This window comes from Mixta sp. BE291, assembly GCF_031457955.1.
In the GTDB taxonomy this organism is placed as follows: domain Bacteria; phylum Pseudomonadota; class Gammaproteobacteria; order Enterobacterales; family Enterobacteriaceae; genus Mixta.
Genome location: NZ_JAVDXN010000007.1, coordinates 135,571 through 156,411 on the forward strand (window position 1 = coordinate 135,571; position 20,841 = coordinate 156,411).

The following is a 20,841-nucleotide window of genomic DNA, read 5'->3' on the forward strand; positions in this document are numbered from 1 at the left end:
GGCCTCTGTTTGCTTGCTTTTCCCCGCCGGTCAAACGTACCATGAAGCACTTGTTTGTCGAGGGGATGGCCAATGTTCACGGGAAGTATTGTTGCGCTCGTTACGCCAATGGATGACAAAGGTAATGTCTGCCGTACGAGCCTGAAAAAACTGATTGATTATCATGTCGAGAGCGGGACATCCGCCATCGTCTCTGTGGGAACCACGGGCGAATCCGCAACGCTGAGTCATGATGAACATGGCGACGTGGTGATGATGACGCTTGACATGGCTGCGGGTCGCATTCCGGTGATTGCCGGTACCGGCGCCAACGCCACCGCAGAAGGCATCTCTCTGACCAAACGCTTCGAGAATAGCGGCGTTATCGGCTGCCTTACCGTAACGCCTTACTACAACCGTCCGACGCAGGAAGGGTTGTTTCAGCACTTTAAAGCCATTGCGGAAAGTACCGATCTGCCGCAAATGCTGTATAACGTACCGTCACGCACCGGCTGCGATATGCTGCCGGAAACGGTGGCGCGCCTGGCGAAAATCAAAAATATTATCGGGATCAAAGAGGCGACCGGGAACTTATCCCGCGTCAGCCAGATCCAAGAGCTGGTTGATGATGAGTTCGTGCTGGTCAGCGGCGATGACGCCTCCGCACTGGACTTTATGCAGCTGGGCGGCCACGGCGTGATTTCCGTAACGGCAAACATTGCCGCACGTGAAATGGTTGAGCTGTGTCGGCTGGCGCGCGAAGGCAACTTCGCCGAAGCGCGTCAACTAAACCAGCGCCTGATGCATCTGCATCAGAAATTGTTTGTTGAACCTAATCCTGTTCCGGTGAAATGGGCCGCGAAAAAACTGGGATTAATCGCGACCGATACCCTGCGCCTGCCAATGGTTCCGTTATCCGCGGCGGCGTGTCCGGTTGTGGAGCAGGCGCTGAAAAATGCGGGTCTGCTGTAATTTAGGGAGAGTTAATGGCTTATTCAGTAAAAAAGTCCACGATAGCGACTATCGTTGGGCTGTCCACGGTGATGCTGCTGGCAGGTTGTTCCAGCGATCAGCGCTATAAGCGCCAGGTCAGCGGAGATGAATCTTATCTGCAGGCGGCTGAACTGCAGGATTTACGCGCACCGGCAGGGATGCTTCTGCCGCTGCAAAACGGAGATTACGATGTGCCGCGCGCCAACGTTAACGGCGCAACCGGCAAACAGCTGGATATCCGTCCCCCGGCCCAGCCGCTGGCGCTGATGAACGGCGCACGCGCGCAGTTTACCGGCAACACCGGCGTGCTGATGATGGAAAACAGCCGCAGCGGCTCTGTCTGGTCGCAGGTGGTGAATGTGGTGCAGTCTTATCACTTCCCGATCGCCGCGCGTCAGGATGCCAGCCAGCAGCTGACCACCGACTGGGTTGAGTGGAATCGTGCGGATGAAGATAACCAGTATCGCGGCCGCTATCAGATAAGCGTGCAGCAGCAGGGTTATCAGCAGGCGCTGACGGTAAAACTGCTGCAGCTGCAGCAGGCGGGTAACGATGTCACCTCGCCTGTGCAGATCCAGCGTTATACCGCGCAGATGCTGAACGATATCAGCACCGGCCTGGATAAAATGGAAACCGCCGCGCAGGATGCCGCCGCCAACCGCAGCGCCACACAGATTGATGTGCAGAGCGGCGCGGATGATACCGGCCTGCCGAACCTGATTCTGCGTGCGCCGTTTAACGTCACCTGGCAGCGACTGCCAGCGGCGTTGAAGCGCGTCGGGATGGAGGTGTCTGACAGCAACCGTTCACAGGGCAGCATGGCGGTAACCTATAAAGCGCCAGGCGACAGCACCTGGGATGAAATTGGCGCGAAAGATCCGCAGCTGCCGAATGGCGATTACAAGCTGCAGGTGGGTGATTTAGATAACCGCAGCAGCCTGCAGTTTATCGATCCGAAAGGCCATGTCCTCACGCAGTCGCAAAACGACGCGCTGGTGGCAGTCTTCCAGGCAGCCCTTAGCCAGTAACAAAAAAAGGCCGGAAAACTCCGGCCTTTTTTATTAGATTTTGGCATAATGTCGCGCGGCGACGTAAACGATTGCGTCGTGACTGATGGCCATTCACTATTTACCCAGTTTGGAGTTTATCAAGATGCAAAAGCTAGCTGAGTTGTATCGCGGCAAAGCGAAAACCGTTTACAGCACCGAAAACCCGGATCTGTTGGTACTCGAATTCCGCAATGATACGTCAGCAGGAGACGGCGCGCGTATTGAGCAGTTTGATCGCAAAGGAATGGTAAACAACAAGTTTAACTATTTCATTATGCGCAAGCTGGAAGAGGCGGGCATTCCTACCCAGATGGAAGCGCTGCTCTCAGATAACGAAGCGCTGGTAAAAAAACTGGAGATGGTGCCGGTTGAGTGCGTTATTCGTAACCGTGCGGCAGGTTCGCTGGTGAAGCGTCTGGGCGTGGAAGAGGGAATAGTGCTTAATCCGCCGCTGTTTGATCTGTTTTTAAAAGATGACGCCAAACACGATCCGATGGTTAACGAATCCTACTGTGAGACTTTCGGCTGGGTAAATAAAGAGAACCTGGCGCGTATGCGCGAGCTGACCTACAAAGCTAACGAGGTGCTGAGCAAACTGTTTGATGATGCCGGTTTGCTGCTGGTGGATTTCAAGCTGGAGTTCGGTCTTTATAAAGGCGAAGTGACGCTGGGCGATGAGTTCTCGCCAGACGGCGCCCGCCTGTGGGACAAAGAAACTCTGGCGAAAATGGATAAAGATCGCTTCCGCCAGAGCCTGGGCGGCGTGATCGAAGCGTACGAAGAAGTGGCGCACCGTTTGGGCGTTAAGCTCGACTAACCTGCCTGCTATCGGCTGGCGCGCCTGCGCGGCTGGCCGATTTCCTCACCGTTGTTCCCCTGCGTTTTTTCCGTTACCTTGCCATTCCACGCGCCGCAAGCTGGTTATTCAGCGCCGCCGCGACTAGAATTTGCCATATTCGCCAGAAAAAATAACAGAGGAAAGTCATGCGTTGGCAAGGGCGTCGCGAAAGCGACAATGTAGAAGATCGTCGGAATCAATCTCCCACCGTGGGCGGCGGACGTATGCGTATTCCGCGTGGTAAAGGCGGAATTATTCTGCTGGTGGTGGTCATGGTCGCCAGCTATTACGGCTATGATTTGACGCCGCTGCTCACCGGCGGTGGTTCGGCTACGCAGCAGAGCCATTCACAACGCGTCAGCCCGCAGGATGATGAGGCAGCGAAGTTTACCTCGGTGATCCTCGCCACCACTGAAGATACCTGGCAAAAACTCTTTACCCAGATGGACAAGACTTATCAGCCGCCGCATCTGGTGATGTACCGCAACGCGACACGCACCGGCTGTGGCACCGGCCAATCGGTGATGGGACCATTCTATTGCCCGGCGGATAGCACCGTTTATATCGACCTCTCTTTTTATGATGAGCTGAAAAACAAACTGGGCGCCGATGGCGACTTCGCGCAAGGCTATGTGATCGCGCATGAGGTGGGTCACCATGTGCAAAAACTGCTGGGCATCGAACCCAAAGTGCGTCAGATGCAGCAGAACGCGTCACAAACTCAGGTGAATCAGCTGTCGGTGAAAATGGAACTTCAGGCGGATTGCTTTGCTGGCGTCTGGGGTCACTATATGCAACAGCAGCAGATTCTGGAGCCAGGCGATCTGCAGGAGGCGTTAAACGCCGCCGAAGCGATCGGCGACGATCGGCTCCAGCAGCAGAGTCAGGGACGCGTCACGCCGGACAGCTTTACTCATGGCACCTCAGAGCAGCGTTATAGCTGGTTTAAACAAGGCTTTGACTCCGGCGATCCGGGCCGCTGCGATACCTTCGCCGCCGCTAAATAACCATGCTGTTATCCGTTACCGCTGAGATGCAGCGCGCCGGCATCCGGCGGCTGGCGGTGCTGGCTGGCGAGCCTGACTGGTGTTGCCAGCAGGCGCAGCAATGGCAAGCGACGCTGACGGGAGACTGGCTTCTCCTGAGCGAAGCCCCCGATCTGCCCGACAGCGTTGCGCCTTCCGCGCTGCGTAACCTGTTAGGGCAAGAGTTCCGCCACGCTGTTTTCGACGCCCGCCAGGGTTTCCACAGCGAGGCGTTTGCCGCGCTGGCAGGCACGCTCAGCGCCGGAAGCTGGCTGCTGCTGCTGACGCCGCCCTGGGATAACTGGCAACACTATCCTGACAGCGACTCGCTGCGCTGGAGCGAGAGCGACGCGCCGATCGCCACACCCGTTTTTATCCAACATCTACAGCGTCAGATCGACGCCGATGCACAGGTATTGCTGCACCAGCAGCATCTGCCGTGCCGCCTGCCACCTGCTTTAACCCTAACCGACTGGCATCCAGCCGGAGCGCAACAGCAGCAACACCTGCTCAAGCAGCTGTTACAGGCGCCGCCAGGTATTCATGTGCTGACCGCCGCCCGCGGACGTGGGAAGTCGGCGCTGGCTGGCATGCTGATGCAGCGCTGGCCGGGACGCGCTCTGGTGACCGCACCGGCGAAAGTGTCTACGGCGGTGCTGGCTCGTTTTGCCGGGGAGCGCTTTGCCTTTATCGCGCCCGATGCGCTGCTGGCCAGCGCGCCGCCGCCGGAGGCGGATTGGCTAATTATTGATGAGGCGGCGGCGATTCCGGCACCGCTGCTGCAGCGGCTGATAACGCGTTTTCCGCGCGTTTTATTAACCACCACCGTGCAGGGCTACGAAGGCACCGGACGTGGCTTTCTGTTGAAATTTTGCGCCGCGCTGCCGCAGGCGCATTTTTACCAGTTGGATGAGCCGCTACGCTGGCGGCAGGGCGATCCGCTGGAAAGCCTGATCAACGCTGCGCTGATGCTGGATGAGGCGAACAGCAGCGCCGCTCGCATCAGCGCGGATGCATTTACCATCGCCCGCTGTGACCGCGACGATCGGGCGCGCCTGCTGGCGCTCTATCAGCTGTTAACCAGTGCGCACTATCGCACTACGCCGCTCGACCTGCGCCGCATGATGGATGCGCCCGGACAGCAATTTATCGCCGCGCAAAGTCCCCAGGGCGAGATGGGCGGCGCGCTATGGCTGGTGGCGGAGGGAGGCCTTGCCGACGCGCTGGCCTGGCAGGTATGGGCCGGGCTGCGGCGCCCGCGTGGCAATCTGGTGGCGCAGTCGCTGGCCGCCCATGCTGGTTTGATCGAGGCCGCCCGGCTGCGCGCTCAGCGCGTCAGCCGCATCGCCGTCGCGCCGGGCCTGCGTCGTCAGCAGCTCGGCAGCCGGATGATTGACGTGGCGCGTAAGCAGGCGCAGAGGCAGGGGCTGGACTATCTCTCTGTGAGTTTTGGTTTTACCCATGAGCTGTGGCGTTTTTGGCAGCGCTGCGGCTTTACTTTGGCGCGTATCGCCACGCAGCGCGAGGCAAGCAGCGGCTGCTATAGCGCGATGGCGGTGCTGCCGTTAAGCGAGTCGGGAAAACGGCTGAGCCAGCAGGCGGAACAGCAGCTGGCGCGCGATCTTTTCTGGCTTCAGCCGCTGATCGATGAGCCGATTCCGCAGGCAGTCGATAGCCAACAGGCGTTAACGGAGGCTGACTGGCTGACGCTGGCCGGCTTTGCTTTTGCTCATCGATCGTTCGAGGCCAGCTTACCCGCGCTGGGACGTCTGTTACAGGCCACCACACATAACGAGTCGCTGGCGCTGTATCAGGCGATTATTCAGCGCCAGCCGCTGGCGACGCTGGCGACGGCGTTTAACCTTTCCGGTCGTAAAGCGCTGCTGAGCCACTGGCGTAACGAGGCGCAGCGGCTGATGCAGCAGCTGGACCTGGCGCGCTATGAAGAAGGGCAGTATAGGGTCAATAGATTGCAAATCGCCCACAGCTGAAAATTTTCGCTGTGGACAACGCATTAAATACCGAATATGGCCTCAATTTCTATTGAGAGGTCAGGTGAAAAAAGGCGGCTAACTTCTACGAGTGAACTGGCAGGCAAGTTATCACCGTAATTTCTGTACAGCACTTCGCGTAACGCGTTGATCCCTTCAAAAGAGGTAATGAATATAGTCACCTTGATTAGGGCTGAAAAATCAGTGCGTTCAGCGCTGGCGATCTTTCTGAGTTGCCTGAATATTTCTTCAGCCTGTTCAGCAATGCCTTTATGCTGCGCCGATGTGCCAAACGCCGTTAGTCCTGAAATGTAGAGCGTGTGACCATGCTTTACTGAATGGACGTATGGCGCCTTTACTTCACCTAACTCGGGATAATTTTTCCGTACCACATTGCTCATACTGAAGGCCCTGAAGAGAGAACGAATGTTAACCTTATCATTCTTGTGTTAAGGCTTAACTGGGTTTTTGTGGCTAAAAAACATGTAGCGCATGCTTCTGGCGCGGAGCAAGTAAGGTGAAATGGACCTCGTCCGCTTTGAGCGAGAAGCGGAAGTTTGTACTTTTGCGCGCCAAACCGGGAATGTGTACGTACGGTGCTGCCTCAATAGAGAAAATTGAGTGGATGGTTTCGTCTGCAGGCAGAGGGGAGCTGATCCCCGTAGATGTTTTTCAGTTTGTCTGGTCAAAAATAATTAATACTATAATTTTTAGAAAGTTAAACTAAGCATGATACATAAGACATGAAGCTAAGGGACAAACATGACAGCATATTCCAATTCTGATGCGGCAAGGGATTTGCGCTCGGCCTTAGATAAGGCACCCGCTGGCGCTGTGAACGGAGAATGGTTCTTTATCACCGAACAGGCCGGAGTCTCCTCACAAACCGGAGGCTACATGTATGCAGACGGGAGTCATGTTGCAGAGGGTAACCACGCCATTCAGAAGGTCCGGGAGATTGTCGAGAAACTGGAAGCATCACGGGTACAGCCCTTTAATAAGGTCATCGTTCATTGGACAAGGTCTAAAATACCGTTGATACGGGGGCGCGTTACGGTTGAGACACTCTTCGATGAGACAATTGTGCCGCGCGGTCCTCAGGATCCGATTTATGAGGCTGCATCTGTAGCAAGGCGAGCCTTCTGGGAAAGGTATGGCCGCGTCTCAGAGGGTTTTAGGGCTGAGCGAGATGACGCGAACGTACACAACCAGACGAAATGGTTCGGGCCCCATCGCCGGGTGCTCGACATTAAGAACAACACCACATTAACGCTGGTCACTGATGGCCTCTCGACACCCTGGTGCGGCATTGCAGACCCGGAAAATGGCGTAGGATGCGAACTTTTCATGGAGTTCGACGCGTCGTATATTATCAGCCACCAGATTGATGACTGGGCTCATCTCTTGATTAACCTCGGGGATCTCGTTGCCGATGGGTATCAGGTTGCTGCCGACGTAGAAAAATATGGAGCAATCCTGTTTTGCACTCTTACAGATGAATATAACCCAATGACCCGAATCATCCTCAGCCGTGATACCCGTAGTATTGATAAATTGCCTTTCGGTTCGGTTCCGCTCATTCGTGTCACGCCGATAGCAGAGTCAGAGATTGAAAATCTGGACCAATCCGATGAATGGGCATCAAGCGCAGCAAGACATGCTCTCGCTGAACGGCAGATAGCAATATAGACACTTATCACGAAGTTCTTCACGCCCTTACGAGGCAGAATGAGTTCAGTTGCCTTCGTTAAAGGAAAAACAGCATCAAATAATTGAACCTTGTTCCGCTGTGAGCGAATTGCGGACATAACGCTCACATTTTCGGCTAGTTTAGATCGCAGCAGAAAACCAGTCCGACAACATGCTTGTTAGGCACTTTTTAAGTACTCTCGCTGAATTTTATTGGTAAGTTCAATCCTCTGTATCTCGCTTGTGGTAAATAGCAACTGCACAAAACCCTCTTGTGCGGCGTGTAAAAGCCCAGTATCTTCTATTTTGTCTTCCGCCTTTAACCTACATTCTAATTCATGGATGAGCCGTAATAATTCTTTACCTCTAGAGGTCAGTGGTGCCATAAAAGATGGCTGCATCGCACGATCATACCAGTCAATCATACAGTCAGAGAAATCAACATCAGCTATACGCTGGTGTACGATGAACTTTATATACTCAAACAGAAAATTATGTTCTGAGTCGCCTACTCCGACACCAAAAGGTGAATTTTGATTTTGCAATTCAACGTCTGCCACGGTCATTGCTACATCCATACCAAAATATAAAGAGCGACAGATATTAGTTAGGCCGGAGCAGAATAGATTGAAATATGATACAGGAAATGAAGCATTGTTACTTTTAGCCTTGATCAAATAGTCAAGAACCTCTTCGACCGACATGAAGTCTTGATCTATGACCGCAAACCCTTCAAAGAGTGTTTTAGCACTGGTAGATTGTAAGACATTTAATTTGGGTATGGTAATACCCTTTGCATCTGTTGGCTTGGCAACTCTTAACACTTGGCGAGCATCTTGCCAATAACTTAAATTAGTATCTGGGTTGTGAATAATTATGAGTACAGGCAACGGAAATCTTTCCCAGTAGAATCGGTGCTTCTCTTCTGGGTGGAAAACCCAATCTCCTTTGCTTTCCTTAAAAAAGGATGGCCCTGACTTTATTTGAACAGCTATCATCCTTCCCGTGGCAAACCCCTCGGGACTAACATACTCAATCTGGCCATCAATTCCAACGTCAGCCATTGGAGTTTCACGCCAAATCTGGCCAATTTTTGCTATAGCTTCTGCGACAGCATTTACACCTAATCTTTCTTGAGAATTAGTTTGGTTATATTTGGGGAAATTCATATTTTTCTCGATTGCTTAATGCTGGCCATAGTGGCAGTAGAATCTGGTACAGAATTACGCCAGTAATTTAAGTAACAGGTTTTGCGGTCCGTTGCTCTTTCTGCCTTCTTTCGTGATTTATTCTCAACCTAAATTAATACCGAACTGCCTATTTTTCAACCGATTTTTTACTCAAGCCGAGAAAACAATCCCGGCAAAATCCGTACTATCTTTTCGCCAGTTATTCGAAAATAAATTCATTGTCATCTGCTGTTTTTTTTGCCAATGATTTTGAAGATTTCGGGGACACTGTAAAGCTATACCGGACGGCGTTTGTCCGCTTCTGGCACGGCGCGGACGAGTAGCGTTGCTGAAGGCTCCTTGTGAGCGAGAAGTGGACGCAACCGGGGTGGCGTAAGTCCAATTTGCTAAAAACAGAGTATAGAAGCCAGTTCAAATCATGGATGGCCAATCGGCGTATTGGTAGTATTCCGGTACAACGGGAAATGCCATTCAAAGGTTGAACTATGGGTACTGTAATTTCTCTTGAAGTGTCAGGAATGGGGCTAGATTGGAGTAAGAACTCGCTGGGTTTAGATCATGGAGGCCTGTTTCAAAGTGCCGATCATCACGTCAAACCACTAAATGAAGATCAAATAGAGGAAGGAGAGGACTTCGACACTCCTGATGGCATCCTATGTCGTACTGTGCTGCGTAAGCCTTTAGGGCAAGTTGCCTACCGATTGGAATTGTTGGGTTTCACACTTGAAAATATATGCTATGAGTACGAACTCATGGCTAAAGATTCAATTGAATACCAAGAGGAATTTAACGAATCCTGCCCGGAATATGCAAAGCCGATTAGTAACATGATGAGCTTTGATGAATTCGTTAACTTCATCAAGAGCGTAAATATTAGCGAGCTAAACGATGGTTATATTAGCTTAAAAGATAGGGAAAAGGAACGCGAGCTTATCATGGGCCGATTTAATAATGATGAATTATTAAGCAGGATACCTCAATACGACAATACCTTTGATAATGCATGGTCTGAAAAATCTGCTTTTGGGACTTTAGTTAGCATACTACATCCATACTCAGTGATGCGACTTTTGGCCGAAAACCCAAATAATCATAATGAATTCGTCACTTGGGATTACGGAGATCTAGTTTCTGCTGGTTATGCGAATATAAAAGATATTCAGGTAAATGCTCGCAGACGTGACAAGTTCCTGATTGCCACCGAGGGAAGCACCGACTCCAATGTCATCAAATACGCATTGCACCTCTTACGGCCTGATGTAGAAGATTTTTTTCACTTTATCGACATGAGTGAAGGGTACCCGTTCACTGGTTCAGGAAATCTGGTTAAGTTCGCTGCTGGGCTCGTAAAAATCGACATTCAAAACTTGATTGTTTTCGTGTTAGATAATGATTGCGAAGGGATTGAAGCATATGACAAAATCCGCAAGCTCGCATTGCCTCACAATATTAGCTGCATTCATCTTCCTGATCTTCCTCATTTCAATCAATTTCCAGCTATTGGTCCTCACGGCGTTACCTATGAAAACATCAATGGCCGGGCTGTAGCGATTGAATGCTATCTCGATCTAAGATTTTCTGATTATGATGAAGCGAAAATCCGGTGGTCAAATTACAAAAAGGAAAGTGATGCTTATCAAGGAGCGCTGGAAAACAAAGACTATTACACGAAAAAATTCATGAAACTAAAACCAGGAAATAAGGATTTTAGCAATTATGATTTTGCCAAACTCGCTATGGTCTTGGATGAATTAATAAAAGCGTGCTCAAAAATCTCATCAGAGATTAGAAAAAATGAAGTAGATGTTCAATATCCAGACTAAAAAGGCCGCATGCGCGGCCTGTATGAGTTAGCCGATATTGCGATGGCCTATGAGGTACATCACTCGCTGGTAATGTTCCTGCCGGTTGCGGTGAAGTTGTAATCCCTGCTCCCAGGCAATATCTGCAACCCTCTCCGCATCGGATCCGGTGCGCTCATTTTCGCCCCTGGATTGCCAGAGTTTCAAAATCTCAGTATTCACGTTCATTTTCTGTTTCCTGTGTGTTTGGGAACATTCAGCGTCGTGTCACGACTGTGGGAACGCCAACATAATTTGGTGCTGGCAACGAAATATCCTCATCCACTGTTAACGTGAACTGAAGGTTTGACCGTTCCCGGTTGATTAACACATTTTGATGTCAGCAATGTCCGCTCCTGGCACAAAGCGGACGCGAGCGCGTTAAATGTCACTGTGAGCGAGAGCGTACAATTGCTAAAAAATTCAAAGTGTGGCCATGGTCGGCAGAATTAGCTCTTTATAGAACAGTCGGGAAAAGAGAAAAAGGGAACAAAACGGGGTGAAAAAATTTAGGGGATAACGGGAGTGCGCTTAGGCTTTGACTCGTGCCGGAAATGACATACTGAGGACGAAAAAAAACCCGGTTTGGAAGACCAGGTTTATTTTTCAGTTCCAGGTGCGGTTGGAAGCCATACTCAGGAACCAAGTGCTGCATGTATCGACTCGCTATGCAATTCTAGCAGTATTGACGGCCCCGTCAATATACCTCAACCCCATTGTTGGCTTATAATGGCCCAGCTTGTCGGATTGAGTGCAGCACTAATGGGTGAATGTCATGAATTCTCCCAATCGGAAACGGGTGGAGCCGTCCGGTTTGCCCCCACTTATAGGGTGCTGCATGTATCGACTCGCATTGATACGCGTCGTGAGGGAAGTTCAAGGGCATAAGCGGCGAGTGGCGCTCTCCTGAGAGGGAAAAGCTAAAGTGATAACGCTGGGATCTATCCTGCTAATATTGCAGATACTGCACGTCAGCCTAAGCATTATCGTTGTTATCAAGCAACTGACTGGACGCCCGTAAGAGCTGAAGGAACTTGAACAAAGGCGGGGGTTTTCCACCCCGCCTTTTTTCATTTCTGTGCAGCGGTTCGTTTGTACAAACTTATTGCCCAACGACCTGGCGGCGGTTATTTCCGCGGCTCAGGAATCTTTTCTGTAGTAATCCCTACATACTCTGAATCAAAAAGCTTCTCTCTCCTGGTATCGAATCAAAGCCAGCCAGGCTGGAACTTAGCTGATTGTCATAAGGCTATCATCAAGCTATGTACATAGCATCCCAGCACCAGGGCGGCTGAAACCAGCCCCTTCTGTTATGTACTAAAATTAATATGGCATAAAAGGTAAAGCAGAAGGCCGTTCAGCGGCTAAGCAACGTTTCACCTTCGGGAGGGAGCCAGGCTCACTCCGCTTCATATGATGGTCGCTAATCATCATGTGCCCGTCATAGATAAGGAGAGAGGAAATGACGAGTCTTAATCATTTTGTGGTACAAAGCCCGTCCATGCCGCCGCAGCAGCTGTTTCTGCTGTATCACGCCGCCGGTGATAATCCGGTTTCGATGGGGCAAATTGGCAGTTGGTTTGCAGAGAGTTTTCCGCAGGCGCTGGTGGTCAGCATCGGCGGGCCGGAGGCCAGCGGCCCGGCGCCGGGCCGCCAGTGGTTCAATGAGGGCGAACTGAACGATAGCAGCCTGCAGCAGCGGGTTGACGACGTAATGCCGCAGTTTTTGCAGTCGGTAAATGAGTGGCAGCAGCTGAGCGGCGTACAGCCTCAGGCAACGGCGCTGATCGGCTTTTCTCAGGGCAGCGTGATGGTGCTGGAAGGCAGCAAGGCGCAGCCGGAGCTGGCGGGGCGCATCATCGCATTCAGCGGATGCTATGCCAGCCTGCCGGAGCAGGCCACGGCAAAAACCACGATTCATTTGATTCATGGCGATGAAGATGAAATTTATCGGGCGGGGCTGGCACAGCAGGCGGCGGCGCGGCTCGCATCGCTGGGCGGTGACGTCACGTTGGATATCGTGGAGGATTTACCGCACGCCATCGATCAGCGCAGCATGAATCTGGCATTGAACCATCTGCGTTATACCGTGCCGCGTCGCTATTTTGAAGAGGCGCTTAGCGGCGGCAAGCCAGGCAACAATGTAGTGACTTTTATGCATTGATCTCAGAAAGAAGGGCAGCACAGGCGGCTGCCCTGATGAGAGCTATTTCTTTTTCGGCCAGTCGTCTTCATCATCCCACTTATCGTTGAAATCACGATGCGGTGGCAGATCGGGCTTATTCGCCATAAATTTCTTATGGTCGATGCGCTTGAGATCTTTATATACGTTGACCATCACGCCAACCAGCAACAGGATCACGATGATCCACCAGTAATCTTTTACCCATTCCATGATAGCTCCTCCTGTGGGGCGCTTATGCAATCAGCTGTTCCATAATGCGTTGATACATACGGCTCAGCAGCTGCAAATCGGATGCCTTCACGCACTCATTGATTTTATGAATGGTGGCGTTTACCGGTCCCAGCTCAACTACCTGAGCGCCCATCCGGGCAATAAAACGGCCATCAGAGGTGCCGCCGGTAGTCTGTAACTCAGGCCTGGTTTCAGTATAGTGTTCAACCGCATTGATTACCGCATCCACCAGTTGACCGCGTGCGGTAAGGAACGGCTGACCAGAGAGTTTCCATTCAATCGTATGGGGCAGCTGATGACGCTCCAGCAGGGCGGCCACGCGCTGGCGAATATCGGCATCGGTCAGTTCGGTGCTGAAGCGAAAGTTAAACTGCACAAACAGTTCGCCTGGGATCACGTTATTACTGCCGGTCCCGGCCTGAACGTTGGCGATCTGCATGCTGGTGGGCGGGAAGAATTCGTTGCCGCGATCCCATTCGGTCGCGACCAGCTCATTCAGTGCGGGCAGGGCGCGATGCACCGGATTATCCGCCAGATGCGGATAGGCAACATGCCCCTGAACGCCATGAATCGTCAGGTTAGCGGTAATCGAGCCGCGACGACCGTTTTTTACCACATCGCCCACCTGAACCGTACTGGACGGCTCGCCGACCAGGCAGTAATCAAGGCGTTCGTTACGCGCCATCAGGTGTTCAACCACCTTTACCGTGCCGTGCGTGGCGTTGGCCTCCTCATCGGAGGTAATCAGAAACGCCAGGCGTCCACGATGATCGGGATTGGCGGCGACAAACCGTTCAGCGGCCACCACCATTGCCGCCAGCGAGCCTTTCATATCAGCGGCGCCGCGGCCAAACAGCATGCCATCGCGAATGGTGGGTTCAAACGGTGGATTGATCCAGCGGCTGGTATCGCCTGGCGGCACCACATCGGTATGACCGGCAAAAGCCAGCGTTTCACCCTGACCGCGCCAGGCCCAGAAATTTTGCGTATCGGCAATATTAATCGGCTCGATGGTGAAGCCAATCGCCTGCAGGCGTTCGATCATCAGCGCCTGGCATCCGGCATCATCGGGGCTGAGAGAAGGGCGACGGATCAGCTGCTGCGCCAGCTCAATAACCGGACAAAACATATTATGACTTCTCCTGAATAAACTGCGGGTAGTCGGTTTCATTAAAACCCAGCAGCATAGATCCGTCTGCCGCGACGAGCAATGGCCGTTTTATCAGCGCAGGCTGCGCCAGCATCAGCGCTTTCGCCGCCTGCGGGTTATCGATCTGCGCTTTTTCTTCATCGGTGAGTTTGCGCCAGGTGGTGCCGCGCGTATTTAACAGCGCCGTCCAGCCGAGCGTATCAATAAAGCGCTGAAGCATTTCATCGCTTAATCCATTCACCCGATAGTCGTGAAAGTGATAGTTAACGTGCTGCGCGTCGAGAAAGCGACGCGCTTTTTTGATCGTGTCGCAATTTTTGATGCCAAAAAGGGTAAAAAGGGCAGGCGGCTGCTTTTCCATCATCTTGCTATCCCGGTTTTCTAAAAATATCGTTAAAGAATAATGCATTAATTAACGCGTCGGATCCACGTGCGGCGCACCACACCCACCTTGATAAAGGCGGAGAAACGTCAGGAATGATTTTATTAATCACTCAGGAAAGTAATTAGTTTTGCTGAATTGTGGTTCAGCTCTCACTTTAAAAAAGAAGTAAAGTTTTTAGGATGTTTTCCGATAGTAATATTGAAAACAGCAATTCACATGCTGCCAGAACAGACGTAAAATAGCGTCTAATAATAAGAGAGGTTGTTATGATTGACACTGAACTGGGGAACTGGAAAGACTTTATTGACGCGATGTTACGCAAGTAATAATGCCTGATAAAGATAAGCGTGACGCGCATCGCCGCCGTCCTTGCATCTGACAGTCCATATATGAAATAAGGCAGCCGGTTTACCGGCTGCCTTTATTATTTCTGTACGGCTTGAGCATTAATATTATTGATGTTTTTGCGGGGCGCCGCGGCGGGGCTTTAACGGAAAACGTTGTCTGATCAACACGAAAAACAGCGGAACAAAAAATATTGCCAGCAGAGTCGCGGAGATCATGCCGCCCATGACGCCGGTGCCGACCGCATGTTGACTGCCCGAACCCGCGCCCTGGCTTATCACCATCGGCAACACGCCAAAAACAAATGCCAGCGAGGTCATCAGGATCGGACGCAGGCGTTGGCGGCACGCTTCCAGCGTTGAGGCCACCAGATCGCGGCCGCGGCTGTTAATATCATTGGCAAACTCCACGATCAAAATCGCGTTTTTTGCCGACAGGCCGATAACCGTCAGCAGCCCTACCTGAAAATAGACATCATTTTCCAGCCCGCGCGCCCAGGTGGCGATTAATGCGCCGACCACGCCAAGCGGCACCACCAGCATCACGGCAAACGGAATCGACCAGCTCTCATACAGCGCCGCCAGGCACAGGAACACCACCAGCAGCGAGATGGCATACAGCGCCGGTGCCTGCGAACCAGAGAGCCGCTCCTGCAGGGAAGCGCCGGTCCATTGCAGGCCGACGCCGGAAGGGAGCTGGCTCACTATCTCTTCCATCGCGTCCATTGCGCTGCCGGTGCTGACCCCGGACGCCGCCTCGCCGACAATTTCCAGCGAAGAGTAACCGTTATAGCGTTCCAGACGCGGCGAGCCGGTTTCCCAGGCAGTTTTCGCAAAGGCGCTAAATGGCACCATGCCGCCCTGGCTGTTGCGCACATACCATTTGTTAATATCATCCGGCAGCATGCGGTATTTTGCCGCCGCCTGAACATACACTTTCTTTACGCGTCCGCGATCGAGAAAGTCATTAACGTAGGTGGAACCCCAGCCGGTGGTCAGCGTGCTGTTAATATCATCAATAGAGACGCCCAGCGCCTGCGCTTTACGTTGATCGATATCGATCCGCAGCTGTGGGCTGTCGTCAAGACCGTTATGCCGCACACGCGCCAGGCGCGGATCGCTGGCAGCCTTCGCCAGCAGCCGATCGCGCATCGCCATAAGCTGCGCATGACCGATACCGGCGTGATCCTGTAATTGCATATTAAATCCGGCAGCACTGCCCATGCCGGTAATCGCCGGAGGGCTACTGGCAATCACGCGCGCTTCATTTATTTTCTGAAACGCTTTGGTGGCCCTTTCGATAATGGCGAAAGAGGTGCGGCCAGCATCTGAACGTTCTTCCCAGCTTTTCAGGCGAACAAACAGACGCGCCACATTCTGACCGTTGCCGCCCGGCCCGGAGCCCACGGTGGCAAACAGCGAGGCGATATTCTCTTTCTCATGGGTCAGATAATATTTCTCCACTTTCTCCACCACCTTCAGCGTTTGCTGCTGGGTAGAGCCTGGCGGCAGCTGGACCTGGGTGGTAAAAATCCCGCGATCTTCCAGCGGCAGAAAAGAGGTGGGCAGATGCAGAAACAGCAGCGCCATCGCGCCGATAATGCCGAGATAGAGCAGCAGCCAGCGTCCCGCCTGCAGCAGCAGCCTGGCCACGCCGCGTTCATAGCGTCCGGTGTTACGCGCGAACATGCGGTTAAACCAGCCAAAAAAGCCGCGACGCGCGTGCCCGCCGGGCGCGACGGGCTTCAGCAGCGAGGCGCAAAGCGCGGGCGTCAGAATCATCGCTACCAGCACCGACAGCACCATCGCAGAAACCACGGTAATGGAAAACTGCCGGTAGATGGCACCAACGGTGCCGCCAAAAAATGCCATCGGCACAAACACGGCGGAGAGCACTAGCGTAATACCCACCAGCGCGCCCTGAATTTGTCCCATCGATTTACGCGTTGCCTCACGCGGCGATAATCCCTCTTCGCTCATGATGCGCTCGACGTTTTCTACCACCACAATCGCATCATCCACCAGCAGCCCGATCGCCAGCACCACCGCGAACATCGTGAGCGTGTTGATACTGAATCCGCAGGCATACAGCACCGAGAAGGTGCCGAGCAGCACCACCGGCACCGCAATGGTCGGGATCAGCGTGGCGCGGAAGTTCTGCATAAACAGGTACATCACCAAAAACACCAGCAGCACCGCTTCCAGCAGCGTTTTTACCACATCCCGGATCGAGGCGGTCACAAACGGCGTGGTTTCGTAAGCGACTTTCGCCTCCAGCCCGTGAGGGAAATAAGGGGAAAGCTCGGCAATGCGCGCCCGCACCAGCCGATCGGTTTCCAGCTCATTGGCGCCGGAAGCCAGCTTAACGCCCAGGCCGGATGCCGCCATGCCGTTATAACGGCTGAGGTAATCATATTTTTCTGCGCCCAGCGCCACGTCGGCGACATCGCCCAGCGTAACGACCGAACCATCCTGATTGGTGCGCAGGGTGATGGCTTTAAACTGTTCTGGCGTTTGCAGCAGAGACTGGGAATTCACCGTGGCGTTTAGCGCCTGGTTGTCTACCGAAGGCGTACCGCCGACCTGGCCCACGGCGATCTGACTGTTTTGTGATTCGATGGCGCTGACCACGTCGTTGGTGGTTAACGCATAGTTGATAAGCTTGTTGGGATCGAGCCAGATACGCATTGCATACTGCGTGCCGTAGGCGTCCACCTGGCCCACGCCGCTGATACGGCTGAGCGGATCCTGAATATTACTTGCGACATAGTCAGCGATATCCTGCTTATCCATGCTGCCGTCGGTAGAGACGAAGGCGTACATCAGGATATTGCTTTCGCCGGTTTTATTCACCGTCACGCCCTGTTGCTGCACATCCTGCGGCAGCTTACGCAGCGCCGACTGCAGCTGATTCTGCACCTGCTGGCGCGCTTCATCAGGGTTGGTCCCGGCGGAAAAGGTCAGAGTGATGGTCGCCTGGCCGGTATTACTGCTTTGTGAGGACATATACATCAGATTATCGATGCCGGTCATGCTTTGCTCGATAATCTGCGTGACCGTATTTTCCAGCGTGGTCGCTGATGCGCCGGGATAGTTAGCGGTGATGCGCACGTTGGGCGGCGCAAGGTCAGGATACTGTTCCACCGGCAGTGACTTTATTGCCAGCGCGCCGGTCAGGCAGATCATTATCGCCAACACCCAGGCAAAGATCGGGCGGTCAATGAAAAAATTCGCCATTGAAGCGGCACTCCTCAATACGGTGTCATCAACAGGGAAAAGCAGCCGGTTGCGTTGGCGTCACAACCGGCAACAGTGACAGGATACGCGTTGTCTGTGGCGGCATGGCAATCACATGCCAACTCACTTTACGCGTCCACCTGTACAGAAACGTGGAGGAAAAGAGGAGAAAGTGTAAATTATCGTGCCGAAAGCGCCTTTAAAGCTCAGGCCTGGCCGAGTTTATTTTCCAGCCATAGCACGGTGGCAGCAACGCGTGATCGCACATCCAGCTTACGCAGGAAGTTGCGAATATGGACTTTTACTGTCTCTTCGGAAATATGCAGCGCCGCCGCAATCTCTTTATTCGACAGGCCGCGCGCCACCTCCTGCAACACATCCAGTTCACGTTCTGTTAGCGTTTGAAACGGATTGGCGCTGTAGCCGCGCGTCGCCAGATAATCGCGCACAATAGAGCTGTAGACGTTTTGGCCATCAGCGCCGTCGATGATCTGTTGCAGCAGCAGCTCAGGCTCGCTGTCTTTCAGCAGATAACCGTCGGCACCAGCATCCAGCATGGCGTAAATATCGCTGCGCGCGTCGGAAACGGTGAGCACCAGGATGCGCGCCGCCACACCCTCATTGCGCAGCGCCTTCAGCGTATCGAAGCCGGACATGCCTTTCATATGTAAATCCAGCAGGATCACATCGGGTGAGAGGCGCTTCGCCTCAGCCAGCGCTTCGGTGCCGTTATTGGCTTCAGCCACGACCTCAAAGCTGCTATTCAACTCCAGCAACTGACGAATTCCCCGGCGCATCAGTGGATGATCGTCGACCAGCATCACGGTAAAATGTCGGTTGTTCATAATACTCCCCGGAGTAGACCGCCAGCCGTGGCTGGCTTTTTATAAAGAATAACGATGGCGGTTAACCTGCCGCCGCCTCTGTCACCTGCGACGGAAAGCGCAACCGCAGTTGCGTTCCCTCGGTCGGCCCGGTGTCCATCTGTAAGCTGCCGCCCAGCCGCTGTGCCCGTTCATGCATAATCGTCAGGCCATAATGGCCCGCCGGCTCCTCAACGGTGCCCAGCCCGCAGCCATCATCGCTGATAACAATTTGATATTCACCGTTTTGTTGCGTGTTGCAGCATACCTCAATACGGCTGGCATCCGCATGGCGGATGGCATTCAGCACCGCTTCGCGAACAATCTGTAAAACATGCACCTGCTGCTGCGCTGTCAGCGCATCAAAGCCGGTCGAGCAGTGCAGAACAAGCTCTGCGGTGGTTTGCTGTTGCAGCGGCGTAAGCATGGCCTGCAGCGCGGCGGACAGGCACGCTTCATCCACCGACAAACGGAAGGTATTCAGCAGCTCGCGGAGTTGACGGTAGGCTTCTGCCAGCGCCTGATCGACATCGCTGACAATCTGCTGCGCGGGTTGCTGGTCGGCGTTAATGGTGCGCTTCAGTAAGGTTAGCTGAATACGCAGGTAGGAGAGCGCCTGCGCCAGCGAATCATGCAGCTCGCGGGCAATAGTGGCGCGCTCTTCCATCAGCAAAAACTGCTGTTGCTGTTTCTGCGCCTGATGGATCCAGATAGCGCGCGACAGCAGGTTGCCGACGCTTTGCATCAGCGGCACCGCGGTCTGCTGATCGCCTTCCTGCCAGCGCAGCTCGCCGCCTGGCTGGTTCTCCTGCTGCAAGGTCAGGCGCTGCCAGTTTTTATCCGGCTGCGGCGCGCCCAGCGCAATTTGCCAGTTTTCTCCGGCATCTAACGTCAGGGCGGTGAGACGAGCTCGCGTAAAAACGATCTCCATAACCTGGGTAATGGTCGGATGGCCGAGGCTGCTGACGGCCAGCGCCTGAGACGCTTCATACAGAATGGTCATGGTCTGATGCGCCGCCATCAGATCCGCCGTACGCGCCTTAACGGTATTTTCCAGCTCGCTGTAGTGGCGCTCCAGCTCGCTGGACATGCGGTTAAAGGCATTAGCCAGCAGGCCCAGCTCGTTAGCGAGGGTAGTATCAAGCGGTGGATAGTTGAAATTGCCCTGTTCGATATAGCGGCTCGCCGCAACCAGCTGATTCAGCGGCTTAACCACCTGGCGACGCGTCAGGCGAATCGTCCAGAACGCCAGCGCCACGATGGCGACAAATCCGATGGCGCTGGCCAGCGCCACCACCTGCATTTTACGTTCAGCATAGCGTTGCAGGTCGTAAACGAAACGATCGATTTCACTGACGTAATGCACCACATGCTGCGAGTAGCGCCCTGGGTCGCTGCTGGTTAAATCGGCCCGCAACAGCGGCCAGGAGAGTTTAAGCCGCTGATAGCGATTGCGTACATTTTGCGGCACGTAAAACCGGTTCAGATGTTGCAGCACTGGCGCATTCAGCGACTGCTGATAGTAGTGTAGATGCGCTTCCAGCTCTGGAGATCGCGTATCAAGATCCCAGGCCAGGCGATAGCTTTGCATGCGCAGTGAGCCCGCAAAGTTAATCATTTCTGCGTCGCGCAGGCTGCCGGATAAGGTCAGCAGCGCCAGGCTGGTGGACAGCACCGAAAGAATAACGATGCCAGCCAGCGCACGCGCGATAGAACTGGTAACGGAGCGTTTCAGCATAAGAGTACTTAACCCAAACAAGAGGCGGCAATCATAGCCTGAAACCCGCGCGGACGCAGCGGTGCGAAGTCAAATTAAGCGCAGGTAATCAGCCTAATTCCACTATTTAACGC

18 protein-coding genes are annotated in these 20,841 nt (G+C 53.4%); 9 read left to right on the forward strand and 9 right to left on the reverse strand.

Going from position 1 to position 20,841, the window contains the following annotated elements; translation table 11 throughout:
- The first annotated feature begins 72 nt into the window (after window positions 1–72).
- The 5 genes from dapA to J2X14_RS16685 all read left to right on the forward strand — a co-directional run bounded on the left by dapA (window position 73) and on the right by J2X14_RS16685 (window position 5,875).
- Complete coding sequence (dapA, locus tag J2X14_RS16665) at window positions 73–951, forward strand: 4-hydroxy-tetrahydrodipicolinate synthase (RefSeq protein ID WP_352412299.1); 879 nt, start codon at window positions 73–75, stop codon at window positions 949–951.
- Window positions 952–965: 14 nt separating this feature from the next.
- Window positions 966–2,000, forward strand: coding sequence for an outer membrane protein assembly factor BamC (bamC, locus tag J2X14_RS16670; protein WP_352412300.1), 1,035 nt, complete (start codon window positions 966–968; stop codon window positions 1,998–2,000).
- 124 nt (window positions 2,001–2,124) lie between these two features.
- Window positions 2,125–2,838, forward strand: a complete 714-nt coding sequence (gene purC, locus J2X14_RS16675) for a phosphoribosylaminoimidazolesuccinocarboxamide synthase (protein WP_352412301.1) — start codon at window positions 2,125–2,127, stop codon at window positions 2,836–2,838.
- A 167-nt stretch (window positions 2,839–3,005) separates the two neighbouring features.
- The gene (ypfJ, locus tag J2X14_RS16680; protein ID WP_352412302.1) at window positions 3,006–3,866 is read left to right on the forward strand and encodes a KPN_02809 family neutral zinc metallopeptidase; all 861 of its coding nucleotides are present in this window, start codon (window positions 3,006–3,008) and stop codon (window positions 3,864–3,866) included.
- 2 nt (window positions 3,867–3,868) lie between these two features.
- On the forward strand, window positions 3,869–5,875 hold the full coding sequence (locus J2X14_RS16685; RefSeq protein ID WP_502890021.1) for a tRNA(Met) cytidine acetyltransferase TmcA: 2,007 nt from the start codon (window positions 3,869–3,871) through the stop codon (window positions 5,873–5,875).
- Window positions 5,876–5,898: 23 nt separating this feature from the next.
- Here J2X14_RS16685 and J2X14_RS16690 read toward each other — a convergent pair whose 3' ends face one another.
- Window positions 5,899–6,276 carry a RidA family protein gene (locus J2X14_RS16690; RefSeq protein WP_352412303.1) on the reverse strand — a complete coding sequence of 126 codons (378 nt, stop codon included), beginning with the start codon at window positions 6,274–6,276 and terminating at the stop codon, window positions 5,899–5,901.
- A 361-nt stretch (window positions 6,277–6,637) separates the two neighbouring features.
- On the opposite strand from J2X14_RS16690, the gene J2X14_RS16695 reads away from it, so the two are divergent.
- The gene (locus J2X14_RS16695) at window positions 6,638–7,564 is read left to right on the forward strand and encodes a hypothetical protein (RefSeq protein WP_352412304.1); all 927 of its coding nucleotides are present in this window, start codon (window positions 6,638–6,640) and stop codon (window positions 7,562–7,564) included.
- Window positions 7,565–7,743: 179 nt separating this feature from the next.
- Here the strand turns inward: J2X14_RS16695 and J2X14_RS16700 are convergent, their stop codons facing one another.
- On the reverse strand, window positions 7,744–8,733 hold the full coding sequence (locus J2X14_RS16700) for a DUF4365 domain-containing protein (protein ID WP_352412305.1): 990 nt from the start codon (window positions 8,731–8,733) through the stop codon (window positions 7,744–7,746).
- A 506-nt stretch (window positions 8,734–9,239) separates the two neighbouring features.
- On the opposite strand from J2X14_RS16700, the gene J2X14_RS16705 reads away from it, so the two are divergent.
- Window positions 9,240–10,577, forward strand: coding sequence for a HEPN/Toprim-associated domain-containing protein (locus J2X14_RS16705; protein WP_352412306.1), 1,338 nt, complete (start codon window positions 9,240–9,242; stop codon window positions 10,575–10,577).
- Window positions 10,578–10,604: 27 nt separating this feature from the next.
- On the opposite strand, the gene J2X14_RS16710 is transcribed toward J2X14_RS16705, so the two are convergent.
- Window positions 10,605–10,784, reverse strand: a complete 180-nt coding sequence (locus J2X14_RS16710; protein ID WP_015696789.1) for a hypothetical protein — start codon at window positions 10,782–10,784, stop codon at window positions 10,605–10,607.
- 1,273 nt (window positions 10,785–12,057) lie between these two features.
- Between J2X14_RS16710 and ypfH the strand changes: the two genes are divergently transcribed.
- Complete coding sequence (gene ypfH, locus J2X14_RS16715; RefSeq protein ID WP_352412307.1) at window positions 12,058–12,759, forward strand: esterase; 702 nt, start codon at window positions 12,058–12,060, stop codon at window positions 12,757–12,759.
- Window positions 12,760–12,801: 42 nt separating this feature from the next.
- Here ypfH and J2X14_RS16720 read toward each other — a convergent pair whose 3' ends face one another.
- The 3 genes from J2X14_RS16720 to J2X14_RS16730 are packed head-to-tail and all read right to left on the reverse strand — an operon-like array spanning window position 12,802 to window position 14,525.
- Window positions 12,802–12,990 (reverse strand): YpfN family protein, encoded by a 189-nt coding sequence (locus tag J2X14_RS16720; RefSeq protein WP_085070830.1) that lies wholly within the window; start codon window positions 12,988–12,990, stop codon window positions 12,802–12,804.
- 22 nt (window positions 12,991–13,012) lie between these two features.
- On the reverse strand, window positions 13,013–14,140 hold the full coding sequence (gene dapE, locus J2X14_RS16725; RefSeq protein WP_352412308.1) for a succinyl-diaminopimelate desuccinylase: 1,128 nt from the start codon (window positions 14,138–14,140) through the stop codon (window positions 13,013–13,015).
- A gap of 1 nt (window position 14,141) precedes the next feature.
- Entirely contained in the window at window positions 14,142–14,525 is a 384-nt protein-coding gene (locus J2X14_RS16730) for an ArsC family reductase (protein ID WP_352412309.1), read from the reverse strand.
- 287 nt (window positions 14,526–14,812) lie between these two features.
- Here J2X14_RS16730 and ypfM point away from each other — a divergent pair, with 287 nt between their 5' ends.
- The gene (gene ypfM, locus J2X14_RS16735; RefSeq protein ID WP_157130239.1) at window positions 14,813–14,872 is read left to right on the forward strand and encodes a protein YpfM; all 60 of its coding nucleotides are present in this window, start codon (window positions 14,813–14,815) and stop codon (window positions 14,870–14,872) included.
- Between the two features lie 126 nt (window positions 14,873–14,998).
- On the opposite strand, the gene acrD is transcribed toward ypfM, so the two are convergent.
- From acrD to narQ, 3 genes are all read right to left on the reverse strand, one after another.
- Window positions 14,999–18,127: a multidrug efflux RND transporter permease AcrD gene (gene acrD, locus J2X14_RS16740; protein WP_352412310.1), complete on the reverse strand. Its 3,129-nt coding sequence runs from the start codon at window positions 18,125–18,127 to the stop codon at window positions 14,999–15,001.
- Between the two features lie 206 nt (window positions 18,128–18,333).
- The gene (locus J2X14_RS16745; protein WP_352412311.1) at window positions 18,334–18,972 is read right to left on the reverse strand and encodes a response regulator; all 639 of its coding nucleotides are present in this window, start codon (window positions 18,970–18,972) and stop codon (window positions 18,334–18,336) included.
- Window positions 18,973–19,033: 61 nt separating this feature from the next.
- Window positions 19,034–20,728, reverse strand: coding sequence for a nitrate/nitrite two-component system sensor histidine kinase NarQ (narQ, locus tag J2X14_RS16750; protein WP_352412312.1), 1,695 nt, complete (start codon window positions 20,726–20,728; stop codon window positions 19,034–19,036).
- Between the last annotated feature and the right edge of the window lie 113 nt (window positions 20,729–20,841).

Excerpts from the sequence above, each read along its gene's own strand:
- J2X14_RS16685 (WP_502890021.1), top strand. The coding sequence starts at position 3,869 with ATGCTGTTATCCGTTACCGCTGAGATGCAGCGCGCCGGCATCCGGCGG.
- narQ (WP_352412312.1), bottom strand. The coding sequence starts at position 20,728 with ATGCTGAAACGCTCCGTTACCAGTTCTATCGCGCGTGCGCTGGCTGGC.
- J2X14_RS16695 (WP_352412304.1), top strand. The coding sequence starts at position 6,638 with ATGACAGCATATTCCAATTCTGATGCGGCAAGGGATTTGCGCTCGGCC.
- J2X14_RS16700 (WP_352412305.1), bottom strand. The coding sequence starts at position 8,733 with ATGAATTTCCCCAAATATAACCAAACTAATTCTCAAGAAAGATTAGGT.
- J2X14_RS16730 (WP_352412309.1), bottom strand. The coding sequence starts at position 14,525 with ATGATGGAAAAGCAGCCGCCTGCCCTTTTTACCCTTTTTGGCATCAAA.
- J2X14_RS16710 (WP_015696789.1), bottom strand. The coding sequence starts at position 10,784 with ATGAACGTGAATACTGAGATTTTGAAACTCTGGCAATCCAGGGGCGAA.
- J2X14_RS16745 (WP_352412311.1), bottom strand. The coding sequence starts at position 18,972 with ATGAACAACCGACATTTTACCGTGATGCTGGTCGACGATCATCCACTG.
- J2X14_RS16690 (WP_352412303.1), bottom strand. The coding sequence starts at position 6,276 with ATGAGCAATGTGGTACGGAAAAATTATCCCGAGTTAGGTGAAGTAAAG.
- J2X14_RS16705 (WP_352412306.1), top strand. The coding sequence starts at position 9,240 with ATGGGTACTGTAATTTCTCTTGAAGTGTCAGGAATGGGGCTAGATTGG.
- ypfH (WP_352412307.1), top strand. The coding sequence starts at position 12,058 with ATGACGAGTCTTAATCATTTTGTGGTACAAAGCCCGTCCATGCCGCCG.
- dapA (WP_352412299.1), top strand. The coding sequence starts at position 73 with ATGTTCACGGGAAGTATTGTTGCGCTCGTTACGCCAATGGATGACAAA.
- J2X14_RS16720 (WP_085070830.1), bottom strand. The coding sequence starts at position 12,990 with ATGGAATGGGTAAAAGATTACTGGTGGATCATCGTGATCCTGTTGCTG.
- ypfJ (WP_352412302.1), top strand. The coding sequence starts at position 3,006 with ATGCGTTGGCAAGGGCGTCGCGAAAGCGACAATGTAGAAGATCGTCGG.
- bamC (WP_352412300.1), top strand. The coding sequence starts at position 966 with ATGGCTTATTCAGTAAAAAAGTCCACGATAGCGACTATCGTTGGGCTG.
- purC (WP_352412301.1), top strand. The coding sequence starts at position 2,125 with ATGCAAAAGCTAGCTGAGTTGTATCGCGGCAAAGCGAAAACCGTTTAC.
- dapE (WP_352412308.1), bottom strand. The coding sequence starts at position 14,140 with ATGTTTTGTCCGGTTATTGAGCTGGCGCAGCAGCTGATCCGTCGCCCT.
- acrD (WP_352412310.1), bottom strand. The coding sequence starts at position 18,127 with ATGGCGAATTTTTTCATTGACCGCCCGATCTTTGCCTGGGTGTTGGCG.